The organism is Thalassoglobus sp. JC818 (genome assembly GCF_040717535.1).
GTDB lineage: Bacteria > Planctomycetota > Planctomycetia > Planctomycetales > Planctomycetaceae > Thalassoglobus.
The window spans coordinates 731201-755396 of the sequence record NZ_JBFEFI010000004.1; the positions used below are offsets into that span (position 1 = coordinate 731201).

14 protein-coding genes are annotated in these 24196 nt (G+C 52.3%); 7 read left to right on the plus strand and 7 right to left on the minus strand.

All coding sequences use genetic code 11. The features are described from left to right. Positions 1–235 precede the first annotated feature (235 nt). The gene (locus AB1L42_RS13960; protein ID WP_367056540.1) at positions 236–625 is read right to left on the minus strand and encodes a TraR/DksA C4-type zinc finger protein; all 390 of its coding nucleotides are present in this window, start codon (positions 623–625) and stop codon (positions 236–238) included. A 229-nt stretch (positions 626–854) separates the two neighbouring features. On the opposite strand from AB1L42_RS13960, the gene AB1L42_RS13965 reads away from it, so the two are divergent. From AB1L42_RS13965 to AB1L42_RS13990, 6 genes are all read left to right on the plus strand, one after another. Then, entirely contained in the window at positions 855–1757 is a 903-nt protein-coding gene (locus tag AB1L42_RS13965) for a sigma-70 family RNA polymerase sigma factor (protein WP_367056543.1), read from the plus strand. Positions 1758–2090: 333 nt separating this feature from the next. Next, on the plus strand, positions 2091–3881 hold the full coding sequence (locus AB1L42_RS13970) for a DUF1549 domain-containing protein (RefSeq protein ID WP_367056546.1): 1791 nt from the start codon (positions 2091–2093) through the stop codon (positions 3879–3881). 147 nt (positions 3882–4028) lie between these two features. Next, entirely contained in the window at positions 4029–5309 is a 1281-nt protein-coding gene (locus AB1L42_RS13975) for a DUF1501 domain-containing protein (protein ID WP_367056549.1), read from the plus strand. A gap of 363 nt (positions 5310–5672) precedes the next feature. Beyond that, the gene (locus tag AB1L42_RS13980) at positions 5673–6731 is read left to right on the plus strand and encodes a DUF1559 domain-containing protein (protein ID WP_367056552.1); all 1059 of its coding nucleotides are present in this window, start codon (positions 5673–5675) and stop codon (positions 6729–6731) included. Between the two features lie 314 nt (positions 6732–7045). Then, positions 7046–9004: an Hsp70 family protein gene (locus AB1L42_RS13985; RefSeq protein WP_367056561.1), complete on the plus strand. Its 1959-nt coding sequence runs from the start codon at positions 7046–7048 to the stop codon at positions 9002–9004. A 301-nt stretch (positions 9005–9305) separates the two neighbouring features. Next, entirely contained in the window at positions 9306–10859 is a 1554-nt protein-coding gene (locus tag AB1L42_RS13990; RefSeq protein WP_367056566.1) for an HlyD family efflux transporter periplasmic adaptor subunit, read from the plus strand. Between the two features lie 271 nt (positions 10860–11130). Here AB1L42_RS13990 and AB1L42_RS13995 read toward each other — a convergent pair whose 3' ends face one another. The 5 genes from AB1L42_RS13995 to AB1L42_RS14015 form a co-directional block, all read right to left on the minus strand. Further along, positions 11131–12549, minus strand: a complete 1419-nt coding sequence (locus AB1L42_RS13995; protein WP_367056569.1) for an arylsulfatase — start codon at positions 12547–12549, stop codon at positions 11131–11133. Positions 12550–12845: 296 nt separating this feature from the next. Next, a complete protein-coding gene (locus tag AB1L42_RS14000; protein ID WP_367056572.1) occupies positions 12846–13832 on the minus strand; it encodes a hypothetical protein in 987 nt (328 codons plus the stop codon). Between the two features lie 138 nt (positions 13833–13970). Beyond that, entirely contained in the window at positions 13971–16076 is a 2106-nt protein-coding gene (locus tag AB1L42_RS14005) for a LamG-like jellyroll fold domain-containing protein (RefSeq protein ID WP_367056575.1), read from the minus strand. A 133-nt stretch (positions 16077–16209) separates the two neighbouring features. Further along, positions 16210–17481: a DUF1501 domain-containing protein gene (locus AB1L42_RS14010; protein ID WP_367056578.1), complete on the minus strand. Its 1272-nt coding sequence runs from the start codon at positions 17479–17481 to the stop codon at positions 16210–16212. Positions 17482–17645: 164 nt separating this feature from the next. Then, positions 17646–20591 (minus strand): DUF1549 domain-containing protein, encoded by a 2946-nt coding sequence (locus AB1L42_RS14015; protein WP_367056581.1) that lies wholly within the window; start codon positions 20589–20591, stop codon positions 17646–17648. Between the two features lie 354 nt (positions 20592–20945). Between AB1L42_RS14015 and AB1L42_RS14020 the strand changes: the two genes are divergently transcribed. Continuing rightward, a complete protein-coding gene (locus AB1L42_RS14020; RefSeq protein WP_367056584.1) occupies positions 20946–22502 on the plus strand; it encodes a sulfatase in 1557 nt (518 codons plus the stop codon). 51 nt (positions 22503–22553) lie between these two features. Here AB1L42_RS14020 and AB1L42_RS14025 read toward each other — a convergent pair whose 3' ends face one another. Continuing rightward, entirely contained in the window at positions 22554–24071 is a 1518-nt protein-coding gene (locus AB1L42_RS14025; RefSeq protein ID WP_367056587.1) for a carboxypeptidase M32, read from the minus strand. Positions 24072–24196: the final 125 nt, after the last annotated feature.

Sequence of the window (24196 nt, forward strand, 5' to 3'; positions counted from 1 at the left end):
AGTGTTCTTAAATCAATTGAAGCGATCGTGTGAATCACTCCAACAAATCAGGGACGAATTCAGAGTTCGCTGCTCCCCAGTCATCGGACTGGATTCGTTCGAAGCAGTGCACCGAATCAGTGCCCCGGTTCACTCGATTGCGTTTGTCAGGAGTTCGTCTGAGGGACGATCTTGAGACTGATGAAATCGTTCACAAGATCACTCAATCCAAACAGAGCCAGTCGCTTGACTGGCTCTAGTAGCTGAACTGACGTTCGAGTTTTTCCGCACAGGAAACGCAATATCTGGCGTAAGGAATGACTTTGAGCCGGGTTTTGGGGATCCATCGCTTCGATGGTGGTCGCCCGGCATCTTCGCAGCCTTCGCAAATCCCGTAGGTTCCATCTTCTATACGTTTCAGAGCAGCACGTATTTCTTTGAGTACTTCCTGATCGCTTTCCATAACGCGAAGCGAAAAGTCCTGCTCATAGGTTTCGGTTCCGAGTTCTGCCATATGAGTTGGTGTTCGCGACTCACTGCCGGTTCCCAACGCACCTGACGTCAACGTCTGCACATCTCCGCGAATTCTGGCCTCCTGAACACTCAAAAGCTCTTTGAACAGCTCCAAGTCTTTCTTGTTCAGCATCAAAACGTCCTTCTCGAGAGGAGTCTGTCATCGGAAAACACCAATTATTCCGTTCGTGCGTCTCATTTTCAACTCGTCCCGGAAAATCCGATCTGAACAGATGACGACTCGAACGTGACCGATTATCCCTTCTCGAAACAAAATGAACGTTTTGAATGTTTTTGATATTGCCAACACAAAGGAATCGCTTAGAGTGACCGTATTGAACGTTTTAACCCGGAGCAGATTCATGGCAAATTCACGAACAGCAACGTCGGCCGCCCCTCGTCCCCGAAAATCGCTCCGCGTACCCGACCGCGAGATCGCGTTCATCGACCACCCGGACTTCGAGAAGCTCTCTGAGAAGAATTTGGCAAAGGAATGCCCAGAGAACCTGTATGAAGACACCCACGATATGAGTCAGCAGAGTGATCAAGATCAGGCGAACCGCTCGATGCACAGACTCCTCACCCCACCGGGCGAAGCGTTCCTGTTCCGTAAGATGAATTACATGAAGTCGCGAGCTTCACGCATTGAAATCAATTCGAATGGCGAAGTTCGGAACTCTTCGGCAATGTCACGATATGAACGTTTTGTCAAAGAGGCGAAGCGAGCTCGGGCAGCGATTATCGAAGCGAATCTTCGTCTCGTCGCCTCGATCGCTCAGAAGTTCGCCCGGTCGCGAAATGACTTCGAAGATCTTGTCAGCGAAGGCAACATGATCCTTGTGAATGCCGTGGACAAGTTTGACTACTCAAGAGGCTTTCGCTTCAGCACCTACGCGACACACGCCATCCAGCGTCACTACTATCGAGTCATGCAGCGACAACAACGCCGCCAGAACCGCGAGGTGAACACCTCATCGGAAATTCTGGGCGATGTTGTTCCAACTCGCGAAACTGAAGCACCTCTCGACCACAAAATAGCAGACGCATTGATCGATCACTTCGGCCAATGTCTGGACGAGCGAGAAGTCGTCATCATCCGTGAGCGATTCGGGTTGAATGATGAACAGTCTTCCGAGACCCTCAAATCGGTGGCCAAGAAAGTTGGGCTGAGCAAGGAGCGGGTCCGACAACTTCAAATGACAGCGATTGAGAAGCTTCAGGACCTGGCGTTGAAACTTAACCTTCGTCTTGAGCCAACGTTTTAATCATGTTGTTGGTCGCCTCGGCTTAAGGAGAACAGTTCATTCAGTTCGCCCCTCCAAACAATTCATCGGTTCCATTCGAACACTCGCCAGCAACTCGCTGGCGGGTGTTTCGTTTTTTGAACAGCGAAGAAAAACAGTTGCAAACCGTCAATGGCGGCCAGTTTTCCCCGGACAAGCTGGTGGAAGGAGGGGAGAAAAGATTGAACTCAGCCGGAACTGTTTGACCTCAACGGTGTTCAATCCAAAACCTGACAGCTTCTCAATTCTGTTGAAGCAGGCACCATCGACGACATTCGTTCGGGATTGAATATGAAACTCTTGATGATCATAGCGGTGGCTGGATCGATTTCGGTCTGGAACAGCACCAGTCATGGATCAGAGCACGAATTTTCATCAAGGATTGATCATGAACTACAGCGTCTTCTTCTCGAAGAAAATGTCGAAGTCGCCCCTCAAACGTCAGACGAAGACTTTCTACGTCGCGCTTACCTGGATCTGATCGGGCGAGTTCCCTCATCCAGCGAAATCAATCTGTTCGGGCTCGATCCTGATCTCGATAAGCGAGCGAAAGTGATTGACACGCTGATCGCATCGGAAGAATTCGCCAAGTTTTGGGGACGCTATTTCAAGCAGCTCGTGACTTCGCGAGCCACCGAACAACGCATTCGTCTGGTGGAACCCGCTTTTGAAACTTGGTTCATTGAGCAGATTTCAGAAGGCCGATCATGGGATGAAATTACGCGAGACCTGATCACTGCAACTGGATCAGTCATGGATTCTGGAGCGACCGGTCTGATTTTCTCTCACACCGGTGAACCTCAAGAAGTCGCGGCCGAAATCTCCCGCATCTTTCTGGGAATTCAACTCAGCTGTGCCAACTGTCATGACCATCCGACAGACTCCTGGACTCGCGACGAGTTTCATGGACTGGCTGCATTTCTTCCGCGAGTTACTGTTCGCCGTGAAGAACCGGGAGATCCTCGAAGCTTTGCAGTCCGGTCGCTGGAACAATCGAATCGTCGCGCACGACCGACTGAGAACTTTGATCAGATCTTCCGAGCACTTGATCGGAATCGAGACGGTTTCCTCATCAAGTCGGAAGCAAGAGGCCAACTCGCATCTCGGTTTGATCAAATTCTTGCCGGTTCGGATACCAATAAGGATGGCAAACTTTCACTGAAAGAATTCGAGAACGTTCGGAATATGGCGAACATGCCGCAACCCGGACGCGGTGAACTTGAATACTTCATGCCTGACTTGAACAACCCCGCATCACAGGGAACCCTCACACAACCTGTCTTCTTTATTCCAGAGGTTCGCGGACCAGAAATTCACCCTGGTTCCTCCGACCTCACGCGTCGACATGCACTCGCCGACTACGTCACTTCTCCGACAAACCCCTGGTTTGCTCGTGCGTTTGTGAATCGCGTCTGGGCTGAAATGCTCGGAAAAGGCTTTTACATGCCCGTCGACGATATGGGCCCCGAGCGTTTTGCTCTCTACGAACCTGTTCTCGATATGCTCGCTCAAGGCTTTGCCGATCACGGCTACGACATCAAATGGGTCTATCGGACGATCGCTAATACGCAAGCCTATCAACGTCGACTTGTCGCAATCCCGACGGACGAATATCAACCGCCATTCGCTTCCGCAGTTCCGACACGGTTGAGTGCAGATCAGATCTTTCAGTCGCTTCAGGAAGTACTCGATGTCAACTCAATGAGTCGTTTCCCCGGCCGTAATCGTGGCAACGCGATTCAGCAGCGCTACGGAATCGATCCTGAACGGAACCAATTCGTAGAACTCTTCGGTGTTGATCCCTCGACACCATCGGAAGACATCATCGGAAACATTCCGCAAGCGTTGTTCGTCATGAACTCACCGATCATCGAGCAAAACATCCGAGGGACCGGGAACTCGATGCTCGCTCGACTGCTCCGCGAGTATCCAGACGACGAAGACGCTCTGTCAGAGCTGTACCTGCGTGTCCTCAGCCGCGAGCCCACTGCTCGTGAAATGTCCATCAATACCCGGTTCCTTTCCGAAATCAAAAATCGCAACGAGGCATTCGAAGACATCTACTGGAGCCTTCTCAATTCCACTGAGTTCATCACTCGCCGTTAGAGAAAGCAGGTGTTGATCATGCACTTTCTCGAACTGTTTGACAGTGCCGTCGCATTGGTTGCATGTGCAATCCGGCGAGAACTCTTTTGAAAATTGCTCCAACAATACTGCTCTGCCATCCGTTGTAGAGACTCGAAGGAAACACACATGTCCGCATTCGTTCACGAATCTGTCTGCCTGAACTCGGGGCGGTTGAACCGTCGTCGATTTCTGAGAAACCTCTCCGTCGGGGCTTTGGCTTCCGGACTACTTCCGCTCCGCGATGTGATGTCATTACACGCTGACGAACTGCGTCAGCGAGGGAAGTCGATGATTCTGATCTGGCTCGCGGGAGGTCCAAGCCAATTGGAAACATTCGATCCGAAACCGAGCCATGAGAATGGGGGCGGAACCAAAGCGATCTCGACATCTGTTCCCGGCATTCAAATCGCTCAAGACTGGCCGAAACTGGCGAGTGTCATGGACGACCTCGCTATCATTCGCAGCATGCAAAACAAAGAAGGCGCCCACCAGAGAGCGACCTATCAAATGCACACCGGGTACGTCCCGTCCGGAAGTGTGAAGCATCCGAGTTTGGGAAGTTGCATCGCTCAGCAACTTGCGGATCACGAGAACGACCTGCCAAGTTTCGTCTCAATCGGACAGACCATCGGCGCTGGCTTTCTGGGAGTGGATTACGAACCGTTCAACGTGACTCGCCCCGGTTCGATGCCTCAGAATTTGTCACTCCAAAAGTCTGCGTCACGCTATCAACGTCGCCTCGGGCTGCTTGGAGAACTCGAAGACGAATTCGCCGCTCGTGGCGCAGAGCAGCCCGTTCGAAACCATCGACAGCTTTATGACAAAGCATCGAAACTGGTCCTCAGCCCGCAGTCACAAGTCTTCGATCTGACGGACGAATCAAAAGAATTGACAGCCCAATACGGCGACTCCGATTTCGGGCGAGGTTGTCTGCTCGCACGGAGACTGGTCGAGTCGGGAGTCAGTTTTGTCGAAGTTCGATCGAATGGCTGGGACACTCATCAAGACAACTTCTCAACGATTTCCGACAAAGCGCAGGAAGTTGATCCTGCTTCCGCAACTTTGATCAAAGATCTCAAACAACGTGGCATGCTCGACGACACGCTCGTGGTTTTCGCCGGAGAGTTCGGAAGAACGCCACGCGTCAATCCTCGAGGCGGCCGCGATCACTTCCCACGGGCTTTTAATGTCTGGCTGGCTGGGTGTGGAGTTCGCGGTGGACAAACGATTGGAGCCACTTCCCGGGATGGAAACGAAATCGTTGACCGTCCCGTCGGTGTCCACGATTTGTTCCAGTCAATTTGCCAGAGCTTGGGAGTGGATGCAAACCACGAAAACATCAGCCCGCTTGGTCGTCCGATGAAGGTTGTCGACGGCGGTGAATCGGTCGCTGAACTCTTTGCCTGATCTTTTCCGCTCGATCAGATTCGAAAATCTTTAATCCGCGCGACTGCACTGTGTTGGTGCAGTAGCAGCCCCGGTGGCTTCGGTCATCGGGGTTCTTTTTTGCGCGAATCGATCTGTGTTTCGTGGATTGAGATCGCACCTTCGAGCGCTTCCCGAGTTCGAAGCGCAGCCTGACTTTGAGTGTACGAATTGCACAATTCCGTCAAACTCGCGAAATTAGACCAACGGTCGGATAACACTGATCGTATTCAGATAGTGAACGATCGACCGCAGCATTGATCCAGACGTCCGAGTCTCGAACAAACCGCTCAAGCGAACTGGTCGTTTATATTGAATTGCCCCGGGATTTTGGTTGGAGGGAACGTGTCCAGACGGACCGGATTCACACTCATCGAATTGCTCGTTGTCATCGCAATCATGTCGATCCTCGTGGCACTCTTGCTGCCCGCTGTCCAGCAGGCGCGAGAAGCAGCCCGGAGAATGCAGTGCAAGAACAACTTGCAACAACTTGGATTCGCTGTTCACAGCTATCACGCCTCGCATGAGGTCTTTCCTCCCGGAGTCGTGAACTTGAATGGCCCGATTGAGCAGTTCCCCGAAGGCTATCACCATGGATGGCTGACTTCGATTCTTCCGTATGTTGATGCGCCCAATGTCTTTTCTGCGATTGACCCGAACCTGAGCATTTACGCAGAGGAAAACCTACCTGCTCGTCAAACTGTTCTCTCAGTTTACATTTGCCCTTCTGAATCCACTCCGCGAAATGCTGTCCAAGAGAATCATGGAGTAGCTCTAAGTAGTTACTCCGGAAACCACCATCCGACTTCAGCATCGATTGACGTCAACAACCATGGTGTCCTCTTTCTCAACAGCCGCGTTCAGTACAACGACATCTACGACGGGACAGCTGCAACGATTCTCGCGGGCGAAGCAGTCCGAAATCCTCAGGATCTGGGATGGGCATCAGGCACTCGATCGAGTCTTCGAAACGGCGGCGCTGCGATCAATCAAACTCCCGAGGGAAGCCGTTACTACAATGACCTGAACGCAATCGCGACCGGCCAGAAATCACGCGATTCGGTTGATTGGAACGAGCAAAACATCAACTCCAGCGGTTCCGGAAGTGGATACGGCGGGGGGTATGGTGCTGGCTACAGCGGATATGGCGGATATGGTAGTGACGAGACCACGGAAGAGGACTCGAAGACCACGGAGGACGGTGAAGCCCCTGTGCGTCCACCGGAACCGGAATTGCCAGCTTCATATGCGTTCGATCCAGGTGGATTTGGAAGCCATCATGTTGGCGGAGCACAATTTCTTCTGTGCGATGGGTCTGTGAGATTTCTCAGCGAGAACATTGCCCCAACCGTTTATCGCAATCTGCTTGACCGAGCTGACGGCCAATCGCTCGGACAATTCTAGAACCTTGTCGGCGGGTGTCGCAGTTTCACTCGAACTCTTCTATCCCCAACTGTCCGCTTCAAATTGCACAGCCTTTTTTAGTGGCGGCATCTTTCTGGGTGTTAAATCTGTATCATCAAGTCCGTTTCTTTATCCGGGCACAGCTGAAGCCGTGAAAGTGATTGACGATCACGATTCGCACAGCTTGATCCAATGGGTTTGAGTGCCATCACACCACAGGTTCTCAACCTGTGGCTTGGTGCAGTTGAATCCCGGGTGTTATCATTTCTGGAGCACAAACTCCGGTATTGGACTCGAATTTCGAAAAGCTGCTCATGTCATTGAATCGCACAAAGAAGCGCGTCCATCCGATCGGCATTGACCTTGGGACGACCTATTCCTGCATTTCCCATCTCACGCCGAGCGGTCAACCGGTCGCTATTCCCAACTCTGAAGGGGAACTCTCCACACCTTCAGTTGTTCTGTTTGACGGTGATGAAGTCGTCGTTGGCACCGAAGCACTTCGCAATGCGGTGATGATGCCCGATCGTGTGGTTCGACACGCGAAACGGTTCATGGGTGATCCGAACAAGACCTGGATCATGGACAACAAGGTCTACCGGCCCAAGGACATCTCTTCATTCATTCTGAAGAAGCTGCTCCAGTCGGCAGAAGAACGGCTCGGCAGAATCCATGCAGCAGTGATTACCGTTCCCGCACAGTTCAGTGACGTTCAGCGCCAATTGACCGTCGAAGCTGGTCTTGAAGCGGGGCTCGATCGTGTCGACATCATTAACGAGCCCGTCGCGACAGCCATGTGTCATGTTCTAAGCGATGGAATGTGGTTTGCGGAACTGGCCAACGAACAGACCGTCATGGTGTTCGATCTCGGCGGCGGCACCTTTGACCTCTCTCTGGTCCGCTACAACAAGAACGAGGTGACAGTCATCGCCTCCGGCGGAGATTTGCGTTTGGGTGGACTCGACTGGAATAAGGTCCTCGAAGATTTCGCCTGCGATCGCTACGTCGAAGACTCCATCAGTGATCCACGCATCGACCGCGAAAGCATGCAGGCACTCGCCACTGAAATTGAGCAAGTCAAGCGAAGCCTGAGTGTTCGGCCGCGTGCTTCGATTCTCGTCCAGCACGATGGCCGCAGAAAGACTTTCGCCATCTCTCGAAATACCTTTGAGATACTTTCGAAGAGTCTGGTCGAACGCACCGAAGAGATCACCCGCCAGATGCTCAAAGAGCACAAGCTGGGCTGGGCACATGTTGATTCGGTACTCGTCACCGGTGGAGCTTCTCGAATGCCGATGGTTCGGGAAATGCTTCAGAAGATCAGCGGAACAACTCTGAACACGACTCTTTCCCCAGATCAGTCGATTGCTCATGGGGCAGCGTACTACGCAGGAATGTTGCTCAGTGGACAGCGGCTGGAACAATCGTCCCTAGACGATACAGCCACCGCTCGACTGCAGAAATTCCATCAGAGAAGCGTGACCGGGCGAGGCTTAGGCATTCTGGTTCGCGACCCCGAAACAGATCTTCTCCGCCCGCACTATTTGATTCCTCCAAACACGCAACTGCCTTGCATCTACAAGCAGAACTTCGGAACAGTCCGCGAAAATCAGAAGCGGGTTCATCTTCACATTGTCGAAAGTGGAGCCAGTCAGGGTGAAGAGTTCGTCGAACTTGGAGACTGTGTGATTGACGAACTTCCACCGAATCTGCCAATGAAGTCACCGATCGCGGTTACGATCGGCTACAACGAACAGGGAAGAGTTCGAGTCTCAGCCATTGAAACCACAAGCGGCCGAGAAGCACGTGCGACGATCGTCCGTCCGGGGGAATCTGAAACCGACTCGCCCGCCGAGTCCTCTCCCAATGAGGGGCGAGATGATGATTTCGAAGTCGATCTCGACTCAGAACTGTACCTCGACGTCGATGAATCAGATTCGACCGAGTTCCCAACATCGATCGACCAGGAACATTCTCCGCTGGTGAAAGAAGAGACCAAATCGAGCGAGTTGACGTCGAGATCCTCCGGAGCAGCCACATCCGTTGAGAAGAAATCCCCCACCTCGGCTGCCAAAACGTCAGCCGCAAAGACTTCACGATCCAGTCGAAAGAAGTCTCCCCCCAAGCTGAAGTCGACTCCGCAGCTGGAGCGTGCGGAACGGCCCATTCCTCTTTGCAATCAGTGCGGGCATCCGCTCGACAAACAGAATCGGTGTCAAAACTGCTCCAAAACGTCTTCGCGGCAGCGTCAGCCTCCCCGCTCAAATCCATAACTGAGAATCAATTCAAACTTTCAGAAATCGAGTTGCATCTCGGCCAACCGTTGCGGTTCTCCTCAAACAGAATAGATGAATCGGTTTCGGCCGATTATGAACTGCTCGGTCGAGGAACTATTCCGATTAGGAAGCTCGGGCGATAGAGTCTATTGGACTTCTGTACTGCACTGCCTTATAATTGAGTCCCCAGTGGTCGCAATGCGATTTGCGCCACTCACCCACCTTTCATCGCTCTGACGGCTTTCAGCTGTCATCCCACCATTGCGATGGAAACACGCATCTGAAGGTTTGGCCCACCATGAAACCTACCACTCACGTTGGTTCCCAACGCAGCGGAAAAGTTCTGCTCTCACTTGTCGTCGCTCTGACGCTCTTGGTGATGAGCGTCCCGATTGTCAGCTGGGGAGTGGCCGAAAAACCTGTTGTCGTTGCTGAAGATGGGTTTTCTGTTGTCACAAGAGGTCACATCGAACAAATCGTGACCCAACAGGGTGAGCTGCAAAGCGCAGAACGGAACACTGTTGTCAATCACTGCGAATGGTCGACAAGCATCGTCGAAATTCTGCCTGAAGGAACAATCGTCCAACCGGGTGATGTGATCGCTGTCCTCGATGACGCGGAATTGCGCGAACGGCTTCAGGAACGAGAAGTCCGCTACATCAACTCGATCGCCGCTCTCGAACAAGCACGAGAGAACCTCAACATTCAGGTTCTCACCAACGAGAGCAAAATTGCTGCAGCCGAGTTGGAACTCGAACTCACTAAGCTCAAGCTGGATGCATATGTCAACGCCGAACATCCGCAGAAGCTTCATCAATTGGAGAGTGCTAAAGTCCTCGCAGAAGAGACAATGGCCCGGGCTCAGAAGTCGTACGAGTTCACGCTTTCGATGTTCAAACGAGGATATCGAGCTCACGATGACTGCGAAGCAGAACGTCTGAAAGTGATCCGCGAGGAAAACAAATACAAGCAAGCCACAGACGCTCTCAACATCTACACCGATCACACGTACGTTCGCAACATGACGCAGTACGTCGCTCAGAGTCAGGAAGCAGAGCGAAATCTCGACAGAGTCAAAATCGCTGCTCGATCAGCAGAACTCAGTCGCCAAATCACGCTCAGCTCGAGAGAGCGTTCTTACAACATCTACAAGGCATATCAGGAACGTCTGAAGACCAACATTGAAGCTTGCAAGATCATCGCCAAGAACGCAGGTGCAGTGATTCACGCTCGAGAAAGTTCCAGCTCCGCCAAAGGACTCGAAGAAGGCAGCCGTGTTCGATATCTGCAGCAGATCGCTCACGTCCCTGATCGGGACAACCTGAAAGTGGAACTTCGAGTCCATGAGTCCAACATCCGTTTGATCGGACATGACTCAGAAGCAGTCGTCAAGATTGACGCACTGCAGGAAACACCTTTCCGAGGCAAGGTAAGCCACGTTTCCAAGATCCCAACCAGCGGTCGCTACCCGAACTACCACCTTCGCGAATACAAGGTGACCGTTGCACTCGACATCGATCCAGAGCTTGCTCGAACGATCGCTCCCGGGCTGTCAGCGAATGTCTCGATCATCTCAGACCAGCGGTATGACGTTCTCCGAATTCCTCATCAATCAGTCGTCGAAGTCGGCGGGGATTACTACTCGTTCGTTCAAAGCGGAGATCATGTTGAAGAGCGACTCGTCGAAGTTGGGATTAATGACGATTCTCAAATCGAAATCATCAGCGGCCTCGAAGAAGGTGACCAGGTCGTTACCAAACCACGAATCGCCTGTGCTTCTTTGATCGCGTCGCTTCAGGATCGCACCGATACCAAAGATGGCATCTCAGGCTGGTTGGCATTCCTTAACTAGAGCATACTTGATTTGGTGTGCACGATCTCTCACGAGCAAGCACAGCCATTTATGTTGAGAAACAGTGCAAGCGAGTGCACAGAAAAGAGCAACTTGCTCTAATCGGTTCCCCACAACTATTGGGACCAAATGAAGGAAAAGCACTTCCGAAGAGTCCGAATTCGACTCCTCTGAAACCAGCATCCAAATACAAAAGTCGCGAAGGCGCTCATCCATGTGGCACCTTCGCGATTTTTGTTTGTTGTGTGAGCTGGACCAACTTCAACTCGGTCTACCGATTGGATGGCCAGTTGAATCGTTCGATTGGCGACTCGGTTCGTGCTTCCTCAAAGATTTGCTTCGCAACTTCGACGATGTTTGGATACTCCGATGCCACATCGTTTGCTTCGCGTGGATCAATTCCCAGGTGATAAAGTTCGATGGGACTCGGACTTTTCTTCAGCATATTGACCTGCACTGCTTTCCAGTTGCCCATGCGGACAGCCCGCTTCCCTCCCTGTTCGAAGAACTCCCAATAGAGCCAGCGGTGCTGCTCTTGGTCACGTTTCTTGCCGAGAAGTGTTGGTGCGAAAGAAATTCCATCCAAGTCTGATGGAGTCGTTGCACCGGCCAGTTCGCACGCTGTCGGGAAGAAATCCCAGAACGCTGAAACGTGATCACTGTCTGAGCCAGCAGGAATCGTTCCAGGCCACCAGGCCACCATGGGAGTGCGAATTCCTCCTTCATATAAGTCTCGTTTCGCACCCCGCAGCAGGCCGGAAGATTCAAACGACTTCTCCGAATGTCCGCCCGCTTCGGTTGCTCCGTTGTCACTGGCGAAGATGACCAGAGTGTTTTCAGCGATGTTCTGATCCTTGAGTGTTTTCAGGATCTGTCCTACTTCCCAATCCAATCGACTGACCATCGCTGCCCACGTGGTCAGCGGCTCAGGCTCGTTTCTGTAGTGCTTCTGGTTCGTAACAGGAGTCTCTTCGAATTTGCCGCGGTACTTTGCTTTCCATTCCTCCGGTGCATAAAGGCTGACGTGAGGAATATGAGCTGAGTACATCAGGAAAAAGGGTTCCGCTGAATGTTTGCGAATCCAGCTTGTCGCTTCCTCAAGATAAAGATCGTGGCAGTACTGATCTCCTTCGTGCTCGAAGTTCCCAGGCAGTTCGATCGCCTGCCCGTTTCGGTAAACGACTTTCGGAAAGTAGTGATGCGCTTCTGTATGACTCAAGACTCCAAAGAAGTGATCGAAGCCCTTTCGGTTTGGCAAATCGATGTCAGACATCCCTCCAGAAACGCATGACTTTCCAATCATTGCTGTCGCGTAACCTGCATCCTGAAGTGCGGAGGCAACCGTTCGATCCTCTGGATCATCTCTCAGAACCACTTCTGATCCATTCCCGCGCATGTAAGTGTGCCCGGTGTGCAGCCCCGTCATCAGGCAACTTCTGGAAGGAGCACAGACCGTCGAGCCCGAATAGTGCTGCGTGAACTCCATTCCTTCGGCAAACATCTGATCGATGTGCGGAGTTTCAATTCGCTCTTGTCCGTAGAAACCCAGGTCTCCGATGCCAAGATCATCGGCCAAGATGAACACGATATTCGGGCGTTTGCCTTCTTCTGCGAACGCAGACGACTCGAAACACGAAACGATCGTGTACAAGAATAAACAAACAGCAACCGAAGCAAAGATACGCAACATAAACAAGACTTTCTTCTCGACGATTTTCGTATGAGGCGACCACAAAACGAGAGCGGACCGCTCGTGCTTGTGCAAACACCTGAGTTTTGGAAGCAGATTCGGAATTGATTGTTCATGCGAGTTGCCGAAGACCGATTCAATACCCAACGTTTAGAATTGGACAGCGTATTGCTGCTTCAATTCATTGGCGAAGTGGAATTCGACTCGACCAGTCAGCGAACCAACTGCACGAATTTCGTTTCAAACTGTCACGAACACCGAGAGGTGTTACTGACAGTTTCGGAACGAGTTCCCGCTCATGATGGCGATTTTTCATCCATCAGGCAAACTGCCAGATGCCCATTTGCCAGTGCCACAGAGAGACGTTTCCCATCGGCCGAGAGATCAAGGTCCCGCACATCGGAAGGAAGTTTCAGTTGATGCACCTGTTCGGTCTGCCCCGGTTTCCAGAACAACAAACTTCCACCACTTCCGCCGCATCCGCTGATGATTGTTCCGTCGGGATGGAGACGCACATTCCAGGCGACTCCTTGTAGCGGTTCCTTTGTCAGGTACTCAGTCATCTTCTCAACATCTGTGTAGTCGAAAACGACAACGGAGGGATTTCCAATCCCAGCGAAAGCATTGGAGACTTTCGTGATACCTGACCCTGCAAGGGTTTTGCCATCTGGCCCGAACGTCAAACCTCGAAACCCACCGATTTGGGCTCTGAACCCATTGTCGTACTTCGAGAGCGACTCCGCCTTCCAGGTCCGAATTTGATTTCCGTCAGTGATGTTCCATTCAATGAGTTGCCCCATCAAATCGCCTGTCACCAGATGAGGCAGTGATGGATGAAAGCAGACGTTATAGATGTGTGACTCGTGTCCTCGAAATTCGTGCTGTAATTCTCCATCCGATGTTCGCCAGAGTCGAACGACCAAATCGTTCCCCACGCTGGCGACCAATGACTGATCGGGACTGACTGCAATCGCTCGAATCCAGCCAGCATGCGCCTCAATCGATTTTCGAATCTTCGGAGTCGAAAGAATGTCTTCCCAGAAATTCAGCTTCCCGTCGTAGCCTCCGGTGATCAGCATGTTTCCGGAGTCGGCAAACCCGAGCGCCCGCACCCAGGCATCACAATCGAGTTGCTCTTTGGTTCCGTCGGCCACTTTCACACGCCAGACGCAGTAGTCTTCTGAACCGCTGAAGACAAACTCTCCTGATGGATGAAAGAGACAAGAGAGGAGCGGCTTGCTGACCTCCCAGTCTGACTGAATATGTGTTTTCGTGATGTCCACAACGAAGTCCCTGTTCACTGACGGATTTCTTCGGACGGCAAATGACTGGCCAGCAACTCCGCCTTCACTCATCAGCTGGGGTAGAATTGACCGTTAGAGCAAGATGTTCTTTCCTGTGCACACAAAATCAAAAATGCTCTATTCAGTTTTCAACGTGCCGAACTCTTTCTGAATTGATTCCACTTCCTGACTGGAGAGGGCACGATCGAAGACAACAACTTCGTCGAGTCTTCCTTCCCATGGGGATGCCCTGTCCGCCCTTCCTCCGAAGAAGAAGCTTGGACTTGAACGCGGTGAATCGTCAAGCTGGAGTTGAAACTCTGGATCTGCATTCTGATTCAGATAGGCTGTCAGCGTTTGACCTTTCACGACAAACACAACATGTGCCCACGTCCAACGCGGTACAGCATTGAGTCCCTCGGCAGTGTTTCCTTCGGCACCGACACACAAAACGCCGTTTCCATTTAATCCGAGATGTGTCCCACGCTCGGAAGGCATATCATTCTCTGCTCGTGAAAAGAACCATTTGGTTGGAGATCGGGCTTGATCCGGAAGCCCATTCCAAATCCAAAGCGAGATCGTGTATTCTTCACCGATGTTGTCCAAAGCAGAAGTGAGCCTGCCGCCGGCGAAGTGTGGGCAGCGGTTGGTTTCTTCCCAATTCGTCTCGTCAATCGTCGGACCTTCCAGGAAGTAAGCGATCCCGGGTTCATAAAACGCGTGATGCCCGTTCGGTGTAGCATCCTTCGCAATTGGCCCGTTCATCTCGCTCAGTCGGTAATACGCAGCCGGACTTCGGTCGAGCACGTATTGTGTTGAGTCAGTGACCGCCAGTTCAGGATTTTTCCCGGGTCGACCAGCGACGGTTTCGAGCAGTGACTTCGCTGCAGCTACAATTTTAGGCTCTGCCTGAACTTCTAACCCGGCAGACCGTGCTGGCCACGTGTTGTATCCTCCAAGGTAATGTTGTTCCGGTGGCGGAATATATCCGTCACCTCCGTTTGCCAGTTCGATCACCATCGTTTTCGCGAACGGGCTGCTTCGCTTAATCTTCAGCCCAGAGAGTGCATAGGTTTCGTTCGGTGTCGTCGCGATGGCGAAATCACCAATTCGAACAGCTTGAACGACAACTTCGGTCGACTGCAATTCGTCCAGAAAAACCTGTTCTCTGGCGTAAATCTCCGGTCTCGTTTCGGGCAATCGGCCATCCAACTCAGCGACGATTTCGTTCGCCCATTTCAGCCTTTGTTGGTCAGGAGTTCGATAATCGAGTTCGAACCGACTCTCCGCCATGTCGATTGTCGCGTCGGGCTGATATTCAATTTCGTCATATGCAGTCTTTGCAACACCAATCAGACCTTCGGCAAACTCCGTAATCGTCTGATGTTCGGAAGACTCTCCCGTTTCGATGATCTTACGATAGTCGCGTCTCCAGATATCTCCACTGCAACCATGAGACATCATTGCCACGAACGGCGGCGAATTTTCGTCCTGATGCGAGAGTTGCTCTTGGAGGCCGTTTGAAAACAGACCGAAGTAATCCGAGCTGAGCCCCTTGTCTCCGAAGTAGTGCATCGAAAAGTTAGCGATCAGAGCGATTGGGCGTCCATCAGGAGATTGAAACGACAACAGTGAAAGAACCGGATCTTCCGGGCCGGACTCTCCAGTGACATCATCCGGATTGCGAGCAGCGTGCATGTTGGCTTTAACGGTTGAATTTCCGAACGGATCCAGCTGCGGCTTGTCTGTTCGATAAATCCATCGACGCAGCGCGGTATACTCCGGAGCGTACTGCTGCCCCCAACCAACGACAGCCGGTTCGAGTTGCTTCTCAGCTGCTACAAAGCTGTTGACCAGTCGTTCGCGAAGGAATGCAACATACTGTTCATCCGGGCTTGTCCCGAGCGCGCCCATGGATGAGGGTGCTGAGTGAGTGTGAGTCGCCGAGATGAGAATCTGATCCGGCTTGAGTTTTGTTTTCGCCGCTGTGAGGGCTTTGACATCATCGACCAGTGTTTTGGGAAGCATACAACTGTCGACGACGCAGATCGCCAAACGTTCCTCACCGTCATCAATGACGACTGTCCGTGCGTGCAGCTTTGACGTCACATCGCTGACAGTTCGTGAAACCATGCTTCCGTTGACCAACACCGGAAGATCAACAGGTGTGACTTCTGTCGCGACAGCACCAACTTTCAATTCAGCATTTGTCTGATTAGCGAGCAGACTCAATGACAACAGCATGAACAGTCCGCAATGCATCGTTCGCAAGAAGGACACATCACTCGTTGAACTTTGAAGCATGGTGAAGTTGATCTCCATCTGCGATTCCGACAGTGTTTGACGACTCTGATTTTTACAGGTCTCCGCAGCGCACTTAAGTAATGAGTTCACTGATCGGACCGTGTGCGGGATCTGCGACCGGGAGTTCTCGACCATCGATGTCGAACGTTCCTGACGAATCAATTCCGACTGCTGATAGATAGGTGTGGAAGAGGTCTCCCGGAGCGACTTCTCTGTCGATCACTTCCGTTCCGTTTTCGTTTGTCTTTCCAATGACTGCACCTGGTTGAATGCCTGCCCCGCCGAGGCAGATGGACCATGATTTTCCCCAATGGTCTCGCCCGTAGCGAGCATTAATTCGCGGCGTTCGACCGAATTCTGACATCACAACAACAAGTGTGGACTCCATCATACCTCGATCATCGAGGTCAGTAATCAGGTTCGAAAATGGCGTGTCAAACTCCGCCATCTGTTCGAGATGAAAGTTAAAGTTCTCATTGTGGGTATCGTAGTTGGAATGAGAGACCTGAACGAACGGTACATCCTGTTCCAGAAGACGTCTGGCCATCAGGCAATGTTTCCCGAAATCGTGACTGCCATAGCGAGCCTGATCCTCAGCCGACTCTTTCGAGACATCAAAGACATCCCGTCTCTCCATCAGCCCGAGTGCCTGCTCGAAACTCTCCGTATAAACCTCAGTCTCCGCTGTTCTGCGAGAGGCAAGAAAGCGATCGTTTAACCCACGACGAAAATCATGACGCTTCTGATCGATCTGATCCGAAAGCGAACCATGCCGTGCTGAGTTGGCCAGCGGGTTGCCATTAACTCCCACGCTGTTATACGCAGGACCGAGATAGGCAGCATCATTCCCACGTCCTCCTCCGGGAATTCTGAGGAATCCAGGCAGCGGTGAATTCTGACGTTCCAGTGCTTTGGCACACACCGATCCGAGATGAGGGTATGCGACGCCGGGCATTTGATTACGGCCATAGCCCATCTGATAGCTTCCCTTCCCGTGATCATCGTTGTGGGAATTGATGCTGCGTATCAGCGACAGCTTGTCGAAATTCTTCGCTGTTTGAGGTAGAAGTTCAGAGATGTGAATGCCCGGAACGGACGTTGGAATTGCTCGGAAAGGGCCGCCCGTGTCTGTTTTCGGCTTTGGATCCCATGTTTCGAGTTGGCTGACCCCTCCAGCTAGAAACACAACAAGCATTCGCTTCTGCTCGCTTTTGAGTTGGGCCAGAGCTTGTGACTGAGATGCAAGCCCCCAGCCGCCGACTGCCAGTCCTGCTCCGAATGCCTGCATGAAGCTGCGGCGACCAAGTGCATGTGCTTCGCTGTCACAGAAGTATCGACACTTCATTGAAACGTTTCCTTCTTTCTCACTCTTGGCCTGACCACGGAATCGCCGACATTCAAATTGTGTTTAAAGGGATAAGTTCGAGTTCAACACACACAGATCGATTTGCTTTCAGGTATTCGTGTTGTCCGTTGAATCTACTACGAGCAACAATTTCGTTTCATAATTTAGTAGCGAAAACGGAACTCGGCAGAAGTTAAAAGTGCCCAAGCAAGTTCCTGTACCACTGCCTGCCGGTCTTCACCGCGGTCTTGAATGTAATTGACAACTGCTTGCAGTTCCTCCGGAGTTGGAAGACGGCAGAACACCGAGAGATAAAGTTCGGTCGCAACTTCATCTGGTGCCTGCAGCTGGTTGAGCCGATCGGTGAGGTTTCCATGCCCCGGCGTCAACCAGTGCCGCAACTCATTGCCGTTCGACAAGAACAACGCTTGATCGGGAGTTGCAAAGAAGTCGTATTGTGACTGGCCCGCCTCTGATGCAAAGAGATTCGCAATTGTGGCGACATCTTTGGTGAGTGCCGCTTGAGTTGCTTGTGCGATCTTTTCCTGTCGCACTTGTGGATCGATTGAATCCTCTTTCATTTCCTCGTTTGTTCCGCTGGCTTCAGCGTTTTCAGCCTTCGCCTTCTCTTCATTCGCCTGACGAGTTTCTTCATCGATTCGAGCTGTTTCAATCGCGGATTGCCGAGATTGGTGTCCCGTCGCTGTCACAAAGCTCCAAGCGAGTTGCTCCGCAGACAGTGGAGTCGTCCGTGCTGCGAGGAGCTGTTTACCCGCAACCTCTTCCCAGGTCTGCTTGGAACGAGCAAGTTCTTCTGAATGCTGACTGACTGCACTCTGTTGCGTACCCAAGTCTGACTGATGGATTGCAATCGTCTGTTTTAGCTCATCAATCTGTGAATGAATTTCCGTGAGTCTGTGCCTGCACTTGTCCTCATCACTCGCTGCCTGTTGTACTGACTGGCTACTCGCTTCGAGTTGCTGTGAAAGACTCTGATTCGATCGCTGGAGTAACGACAAAGATTCTTCGAGAGTCAATCGAGCGGAATCGAGATCCGGTGAGAGACTGTCGAACTGCTGGGCAAGTCCGAGTTGAGCGAGTGAACCGCTCACTTGTTGTTCGACTCGTTGAGCCTCGCCGAATTTTTGCCGTATGAGTTCGAGCTCGTCGTTGAGGCTTTCTTTGCGACTCGTCAGTGCGAGAAGTTGTTCTTGTGTTGATTCCGACTCCCTGGACTTCGTCGCGATTTCGTTTTGAGATTGCTCAAGCTGTGCTCCGATCTGTCGGATACGATCATTCGCCTCAGCCAGACGTTCGGATGTGGAGCGAACCTGAATGGCCTGCTCGAGCCAATGCATTTTCTGTCGGGCAAGCTCTGAATTCTGGCGATGTTCGGAAGAGATTTGTCTGAGGCGGATCGCCTCGGCGCGATGCTGTCGGATTTTTTGCTCGGCAGGGATCAGGGCAGCAATGGCCTCGTCGGCTTTGGCACGGGCGGAATCGAGACTCTCCTTCGTCGGTGTCAGTTCAGTCTGTGCTGTCTGAATGGCGTTTTCTATCGTCGGGATGTTCGCTTCGGTCTGCGACAGTGTTGCTGCAAACGTTGCGGTTGCCTCGGTGATTGCTGCGTTCTCTTTGAGGAGTTCACTCGCCAGCTTTGCCTTCTCGTGTGCTTCGCGAAGTGCGTTGATTTCTGCCTTCGTTTTTTCCAGAAGCGCCAGTTGTTGATTCAGCTTGGTTTCGGCCTCCGTGAATTTCGATCTCGCTGTGGCGACAGCAGCTTTTGCATCCGCAACGTGCTTTCGAAGTGGCTGGGCCGCTGCGTCCGCCGCATCGACCTCTTCCAAAGCACGATCTACTTGCTTGTCGACCTCATAGGAACTTTGCTGTTCCTGTTCGGCTGTCGCTTCCAGAGCAGTCAGTCGCTCCTTGAGAGCGTCGACCGGTTCCGTGGGAAGGCCGACGAGATGGGACCGTTGATAAGTCTGGCTGAGTGCAATTTCCCGAATGAACGAACGAATATCATCGTCCATAGCTGTGAATTGCTCGGACAGTAATTCGAGAAGCTCGGGATTGCTGGGAGGGTTTCCGGAGTGATGCAGGTCAACGGGTTCCACGAGTCCAATGCCGAACATTTCTTTCCAGAGCCGGTTGGCAATGTTGCGATCAAACATCGGCATTGAGCGTGTGGAAACGAGCTCTGAGAGTAACTCGATTCGACTCTGAACCGGAACCGGACGAACGTTCTTTGCGGGCTCGACCTGGTAGTCCTCACCTGGTTTCAGAATGACCTCGAAAATCTCTTCAGAGTTCAGAAGTCGTGGACCGCTGTTGCCTTGTCGGTCCGTGAAGACCGAGCGAAATGAAGCTTCTCCCTCGGCACTTTCCGCGATTAAGGCAGGTTGTTTTGTGTCGGGTTGAAACAGCGTCGCCCGGACGACAAAAGCCTGCAGCCCGTAGAAATCTTCCTGATAGTAGTCATCAATATTCGGATGGTCGTGACATTGTGCACATTGCAAATCGACGCCGAAAAAGACTCTTCCTAATTCACGTGTGAGCAACGTGGTATCGACGTCTCTTTCCAGGAAGAAGGCTGAAGCGGGACGGACTTTCTCGTCTGTTCCGTCCGCCCCTAGAATCTCGGAAACGATCTCGCGATAGGATTTGCCAGCACTGATCGATTGTTCGAGGTAAGTACGAAAGTCCTGCGTGGAAACGTGTTTGCCGCCGCGTCTTTCCATCAACATGATGTCGAGTCGGGCTGCAAGGTTTTTGACGAATTCTGGTCGGCTCACTAAATCGTCGACGAGTCGAGTCCGTTTGTTTGTGTCGGATTCAGCGAGAAAAGCCCGCGTTTCGTCGACCGTCGGAATGCGTCCGATGAGATCGAGATAGACGCGTCGAACAAACGTCGCATCATCAACTGGCGGCGCAACTGTTGCTCCCGAGACAGAATGAACTGTGGAATCAATGAGCTGATGAAGAGGAAGCGTTGCCGGAGCGGTTTCTTGTGCGTTTGCCGTCAACGATCCTGTCGACAGACAAACTCCGAATACAAGCAACAAAGAATTGCTGTAGCTGCTGACGCATCGATGCGAAAGGTGGGACATCGCTCGAGCCATTTCTAGGATCGATCGCAGGAGGGCATCGCGACCGACACTTCAGGTGGGAAGCGGGAGTTAAAAACTCTCCGCAGTGGTTAAAGCCTAAGTTCCGAAATGTGCGACGTCAATCTCGAACTCTGATCGGCTGTCAAAACCTTTGTCGACTCGATCGAAAAAATCATCTGTCAGTAGCTGCGTCGACGTTTGACAAACTCTCGATGACAGCGACACACTTCAACCACGTCTTCAAGATTGATCAAGTTCATCACTCTTGAGCTTGTCTCAAGACAGTTCGTGAATCGGTCACGCCCAAGACGTTCCCCTCTTGTAGATTGCTGAATCCAATCGAAAGGAAGCCTGGTGAAGTCGCTCACTCTTCAGCTATTGATTCTGACTCTCACTCTACCCTCAGTCTGTCTGGCAGAAGACTCTCCCAATGTCATTCTGATCTTCGCGGATGATCTGGGCTATGGAGATGTCAACTGCTTTGCAGAGCAGTGTCCGTTCGCGACACCTCATCTCGATCAGATGGCACGCGAAGGAGCGATGCTCACCAACTTCTATGTGCCGACCCCTTACTGTGCTCCATCGCGAGCAACAATTCTCACCGGGCGATATCCGTTTCGGCACACGGTAGTCAACAACCCCGCTCCCGATGCAGGAATCAACAACTTTGGGCTGCCTCAGTCGGAAATTACGATCGCGGAAATGCTGAAAGAGAAAGGGTACGCGACAGCCTGTTTCGGCAAGTGGCATCTCGGTCATCAGGCAGAATGGCTTCCCAGAACTCAAGGCTTCGATGAGTACTATGGCATTTTGTATTCGAATGATATGTTCCCGGTTCAGCTCGTGGATCAGGAAGAAGTCGTCGAGTACCCGGTCGTTCAAGCGACACTCACTCAGCGGTACACTGATCGCGCTATCGACTTCATCACGAAGCACAAAGAGGAACCTTTCTTTCTGTATCTCCCGCATGCAATGCCGCATAAACCATTGGCGGTCTCTGACAACTTCTATACTCCAGAGACTCCCAATGATTTGTATGGCGACGTCATCGCTGAACTTGATTCGGACGTCGGAAGACTCCTCGACACGCTGAAGCAACTCTCCCTTGATGACCAGACGCTGGTGATCTTCACCTCTGACAATGGACCATGGTATGGCGGATGCACCGGAGGGCTTCGCGGGATGAAAGGGAAGACATGGGAAGGAGGACTAAAGGTCCCATTCATCGCACGCATGCCAGGCGTGATTCCCAGTCAGACCCGGAACTCCTCCCCAGCGGGGACAATCGACATGCTCCCAACCATCGCGGCTCTCACCGGGGCGAAAGTACCAGCCGACCGCACGATCGACGGGCGTAACATTCTGCCCATGCTGCAACACTCCAAAGCTCCAAGTCCACACGATGCCATCTACGGAATGCAGGGACAAAGACTCGCGACGATCCGATCGGGTGACTGGAAGCTTCACGTTCGAAATCCAGGTCCAGTGCGTTTTCACAACCTCAGCGAAAAAGAACTCGAAGAATATGTCGACCCGCGAGGTCCAGACGGCGTGATCCTGCTTGCTCCATTCGAACAAGCCCGACCGACAGAGCATCCCGGATTAATGACAGGTGATGCGCCGACCGAGAAAATGCTTTTCGACCTCTCACAAGATCCCGGGGAACAGTTCAACGTCGCAGCGAAACACCCTGAATTCGTGAAAGAGCTACTCGCCAAATTTGAAGCTGTCGAGAAAGAATTCTCCGACTTCGAAAACGCTCCCAATGACTATCTCTTTGCAATTCCTCAGGGAAAACCGCGCCCGTTGATGCGGCTCATCGGAGGCGAACTCCGCTACGATCGAGTTCCCAAATCACAAGAGAAGTACCTGAAGAAACCTGTCCAACAAGAAAGCCAGGACGACGAGTAACTTCTCGGTCGGCCTGGCATTCTGATCAAGCAAGCGGACTCGTTCGTTCGATCAAAGACCGTAGAGCATCCCAAACTTTGTGTTGAGATGATTCAACAGCGGGGCAGCGGAGAGTGTTTCGCCGGTGACTTTTTCGACAAGTTTGGGTGCGTCGTATCGACGACCTTGCGAGTGAATCTTTTCGTTCAGCCAGTTTTTCAAAGGTGCAAACTCGCCGCGTGCAAACATCTCTGCGAGGTTTCCGAGTTCCTGCTGCGCGGTGTCGAAGAACTGGGCTGCGTACATATTTCCGAGAGCATAGGTCGGGAAGTAGCCGATCAGACCGGCGCTCCAATGGACATCCTGCAGACATCCCAATGAGTCATCCGTAGGTGTCATTCCGAAGAACTCGTGGAATGTTTCATTCCAAGCTGTCGGAACATCGGCAACATTCAGATCACCACTCAACAGTGCCTGCTCAAGCTCGAATCGAAGCATGATATGCAGGTTGTAAGTCACCTCATCTGCTTCAACGCGAATCCAACTTGGTTCGACGTTATTGACAGCAGCGTAAAAGTCGTCGATGTGCAAATCGCCGATCGCATCCGGAAAAGTCTTTTGGGCCTGGGGATAGAAGTGGTCCCAGAACGCTCGACTCCGACCGACGAGATTCTCCCACATCCGCGACTGTGATTCATGGATTCCGAGAGAGCAGGCTTCGCCACAAGCGAGGCCAAACTGTTCGGCATTCAGCCCCTGTTCGTAAATTCCGTGACCGGCTTCGTGCAGTGTCCCGAAAAACGCGCCGGGGAAATGATGTTCGTCGTAGCGTGTCGTTAGTCGACAGTCGCCGGGCCCGATCCCTGAACAAAACGGATGGGCTGCGATGTCGAGTCGTCCCGAAGTGAAATCGAATCCAATCGCCGTGGCTGCCGAACGACCAAAGGTTTCCTGATCCGCAATCGGATAGGAACGCTCGAGGATGCCAACGTCCGGTTTTCGATCAGACGCCTGAATGCCAGCGACGAGCTTGACGAGTTCTTCGCGGAGCGGCGCGAAGACTTCCTGAATCTGAGCAGCTGTGGCGCCTGGTTCGTAGTCTTCGATGAGTGCGTCGTACTTGACGCCGGTCGGGCTACCGAGCGCGTCCGCTTCTTCTCGTTTCAGCTGAACGATTTTTTCCAGCCATGGCTGAAAGGCTGCGAAGTCTTTCTTGGCTCGCGCTTCTACCCAAGCTTGTTGGGACAGTGTGGCAGTCCGCGAGAGTTCTTTCACCAGATTCCTGGGAAGCTTTACCGATCGGGAATACGCTCTCTTCGCATCACGGACATTGGCAGCTTCGATACTGTCGTCTGACTCGTTGTCGATTTGTTCGGAGAGCTTGTCGATCAACTCCCCGAGCGTCGGGTCCGTCGCCCGATCGTGCGACAGACCTGCCAGCAACGAAAGTTGATTTGCGCGGTGCTCCGCGCCTTTCGGAGGAAGGTTGGTTTGCTCATCCCAGCCCAGAACTGATCCACAGGAACGAAGTGTGGCCAGCTCTCTCAGATGCGTCACGAGTTCAGTATATTCGGGAGCTTGACGATCCATTCCGAAGTTCTCCATTCACCATAAGTCGACATTCAGCAATAATAAGACTGTTCCAGTCGGCGGAGATCTGAGGAAGAAGCTAACCTCACATCGCTCCCTGAATTCAAGGGACGGGATCTGGCTTC

What these genes read in the sequence shown, in the direction of transcription:
- AB1L42_RS13965 (WP_367056543.1), top strand. Translation starts at nt 855, where the DNA reads ATGGCAAATTCACGAACAGCAACGTCGGCCGCCCCTCGTCCCCGAAAA.
- AB1L42_RS13985 (WP_367056561.1), top strand. Translation starts at nt 7,046, where the DNA reads ATGTCATTGAATCGCACAAAGAAGCGCGTCCATCCGATCGGCATTGAC.
- AB1L42_RS14010 (WP_367056578.1), bottom strand. Translation starts at nt 17,481, where the DNA reads ATGAAGTGTCGATACTTCTGTGACAGCGAAGCACATGCACTTGGTCGC.
- AB1L42_RS14025 (WP_367056587.1), bottom strand. Translation starts at nt 24,071, where the DNA reads ATGGATCGTCAAGCTCCCGAATATACTGAACTCGTGACGCATCTGAGA.
- AB1L42_RS13990 (WP_367056566.1), top strand. Translation starts at nt 9,306, where the DNA reads ATGAAACCTACCACTCACGTTGGTTCCCAACGCAGCGGAAAAGTTCTG.
- AB1L42_RS13995 (WP_367056569.1), bottom strand. Translation starts at nt 12,549, where the DNA reads ATGTTGCGTATCTTTGCTTCGGTTGCTGTTTGTTTATTCTTGTACACG.
- AB1L42_RS13960 (WP_367056540.1), bottom strand. Translation starts at nt 625, where the DNA reads ATGCTGAACAAGAAAGACTTGGAGCTGTTCAAAGAGCTTTTGAGTGTT.
- AB1L42_RS14005 (WP_367056575.1), bottom strand. Translation starts at nt 16,076, where the DNA reads ATGCTGTTGTCATTGAGTCTGCTCGCTAATCAGACAAATGCTGAATTG.
- AB1L42_RS14015 (WP_367056581.1), bottom strand. Translation starts at nt 20,591, where the DNA reads ATGTCCCACCTTTCGCATCGATGCGTCAGCAGCTACAGCAATTCTTTG.
- AB1L42_RS13975 (WP_367056549.1), top strand. Translation starts at nt 4,029, where the DNA reads ATGTCCGCATTCGTTCACGAATCTGTCTGCCTGAACTCGGGGCGGTTG.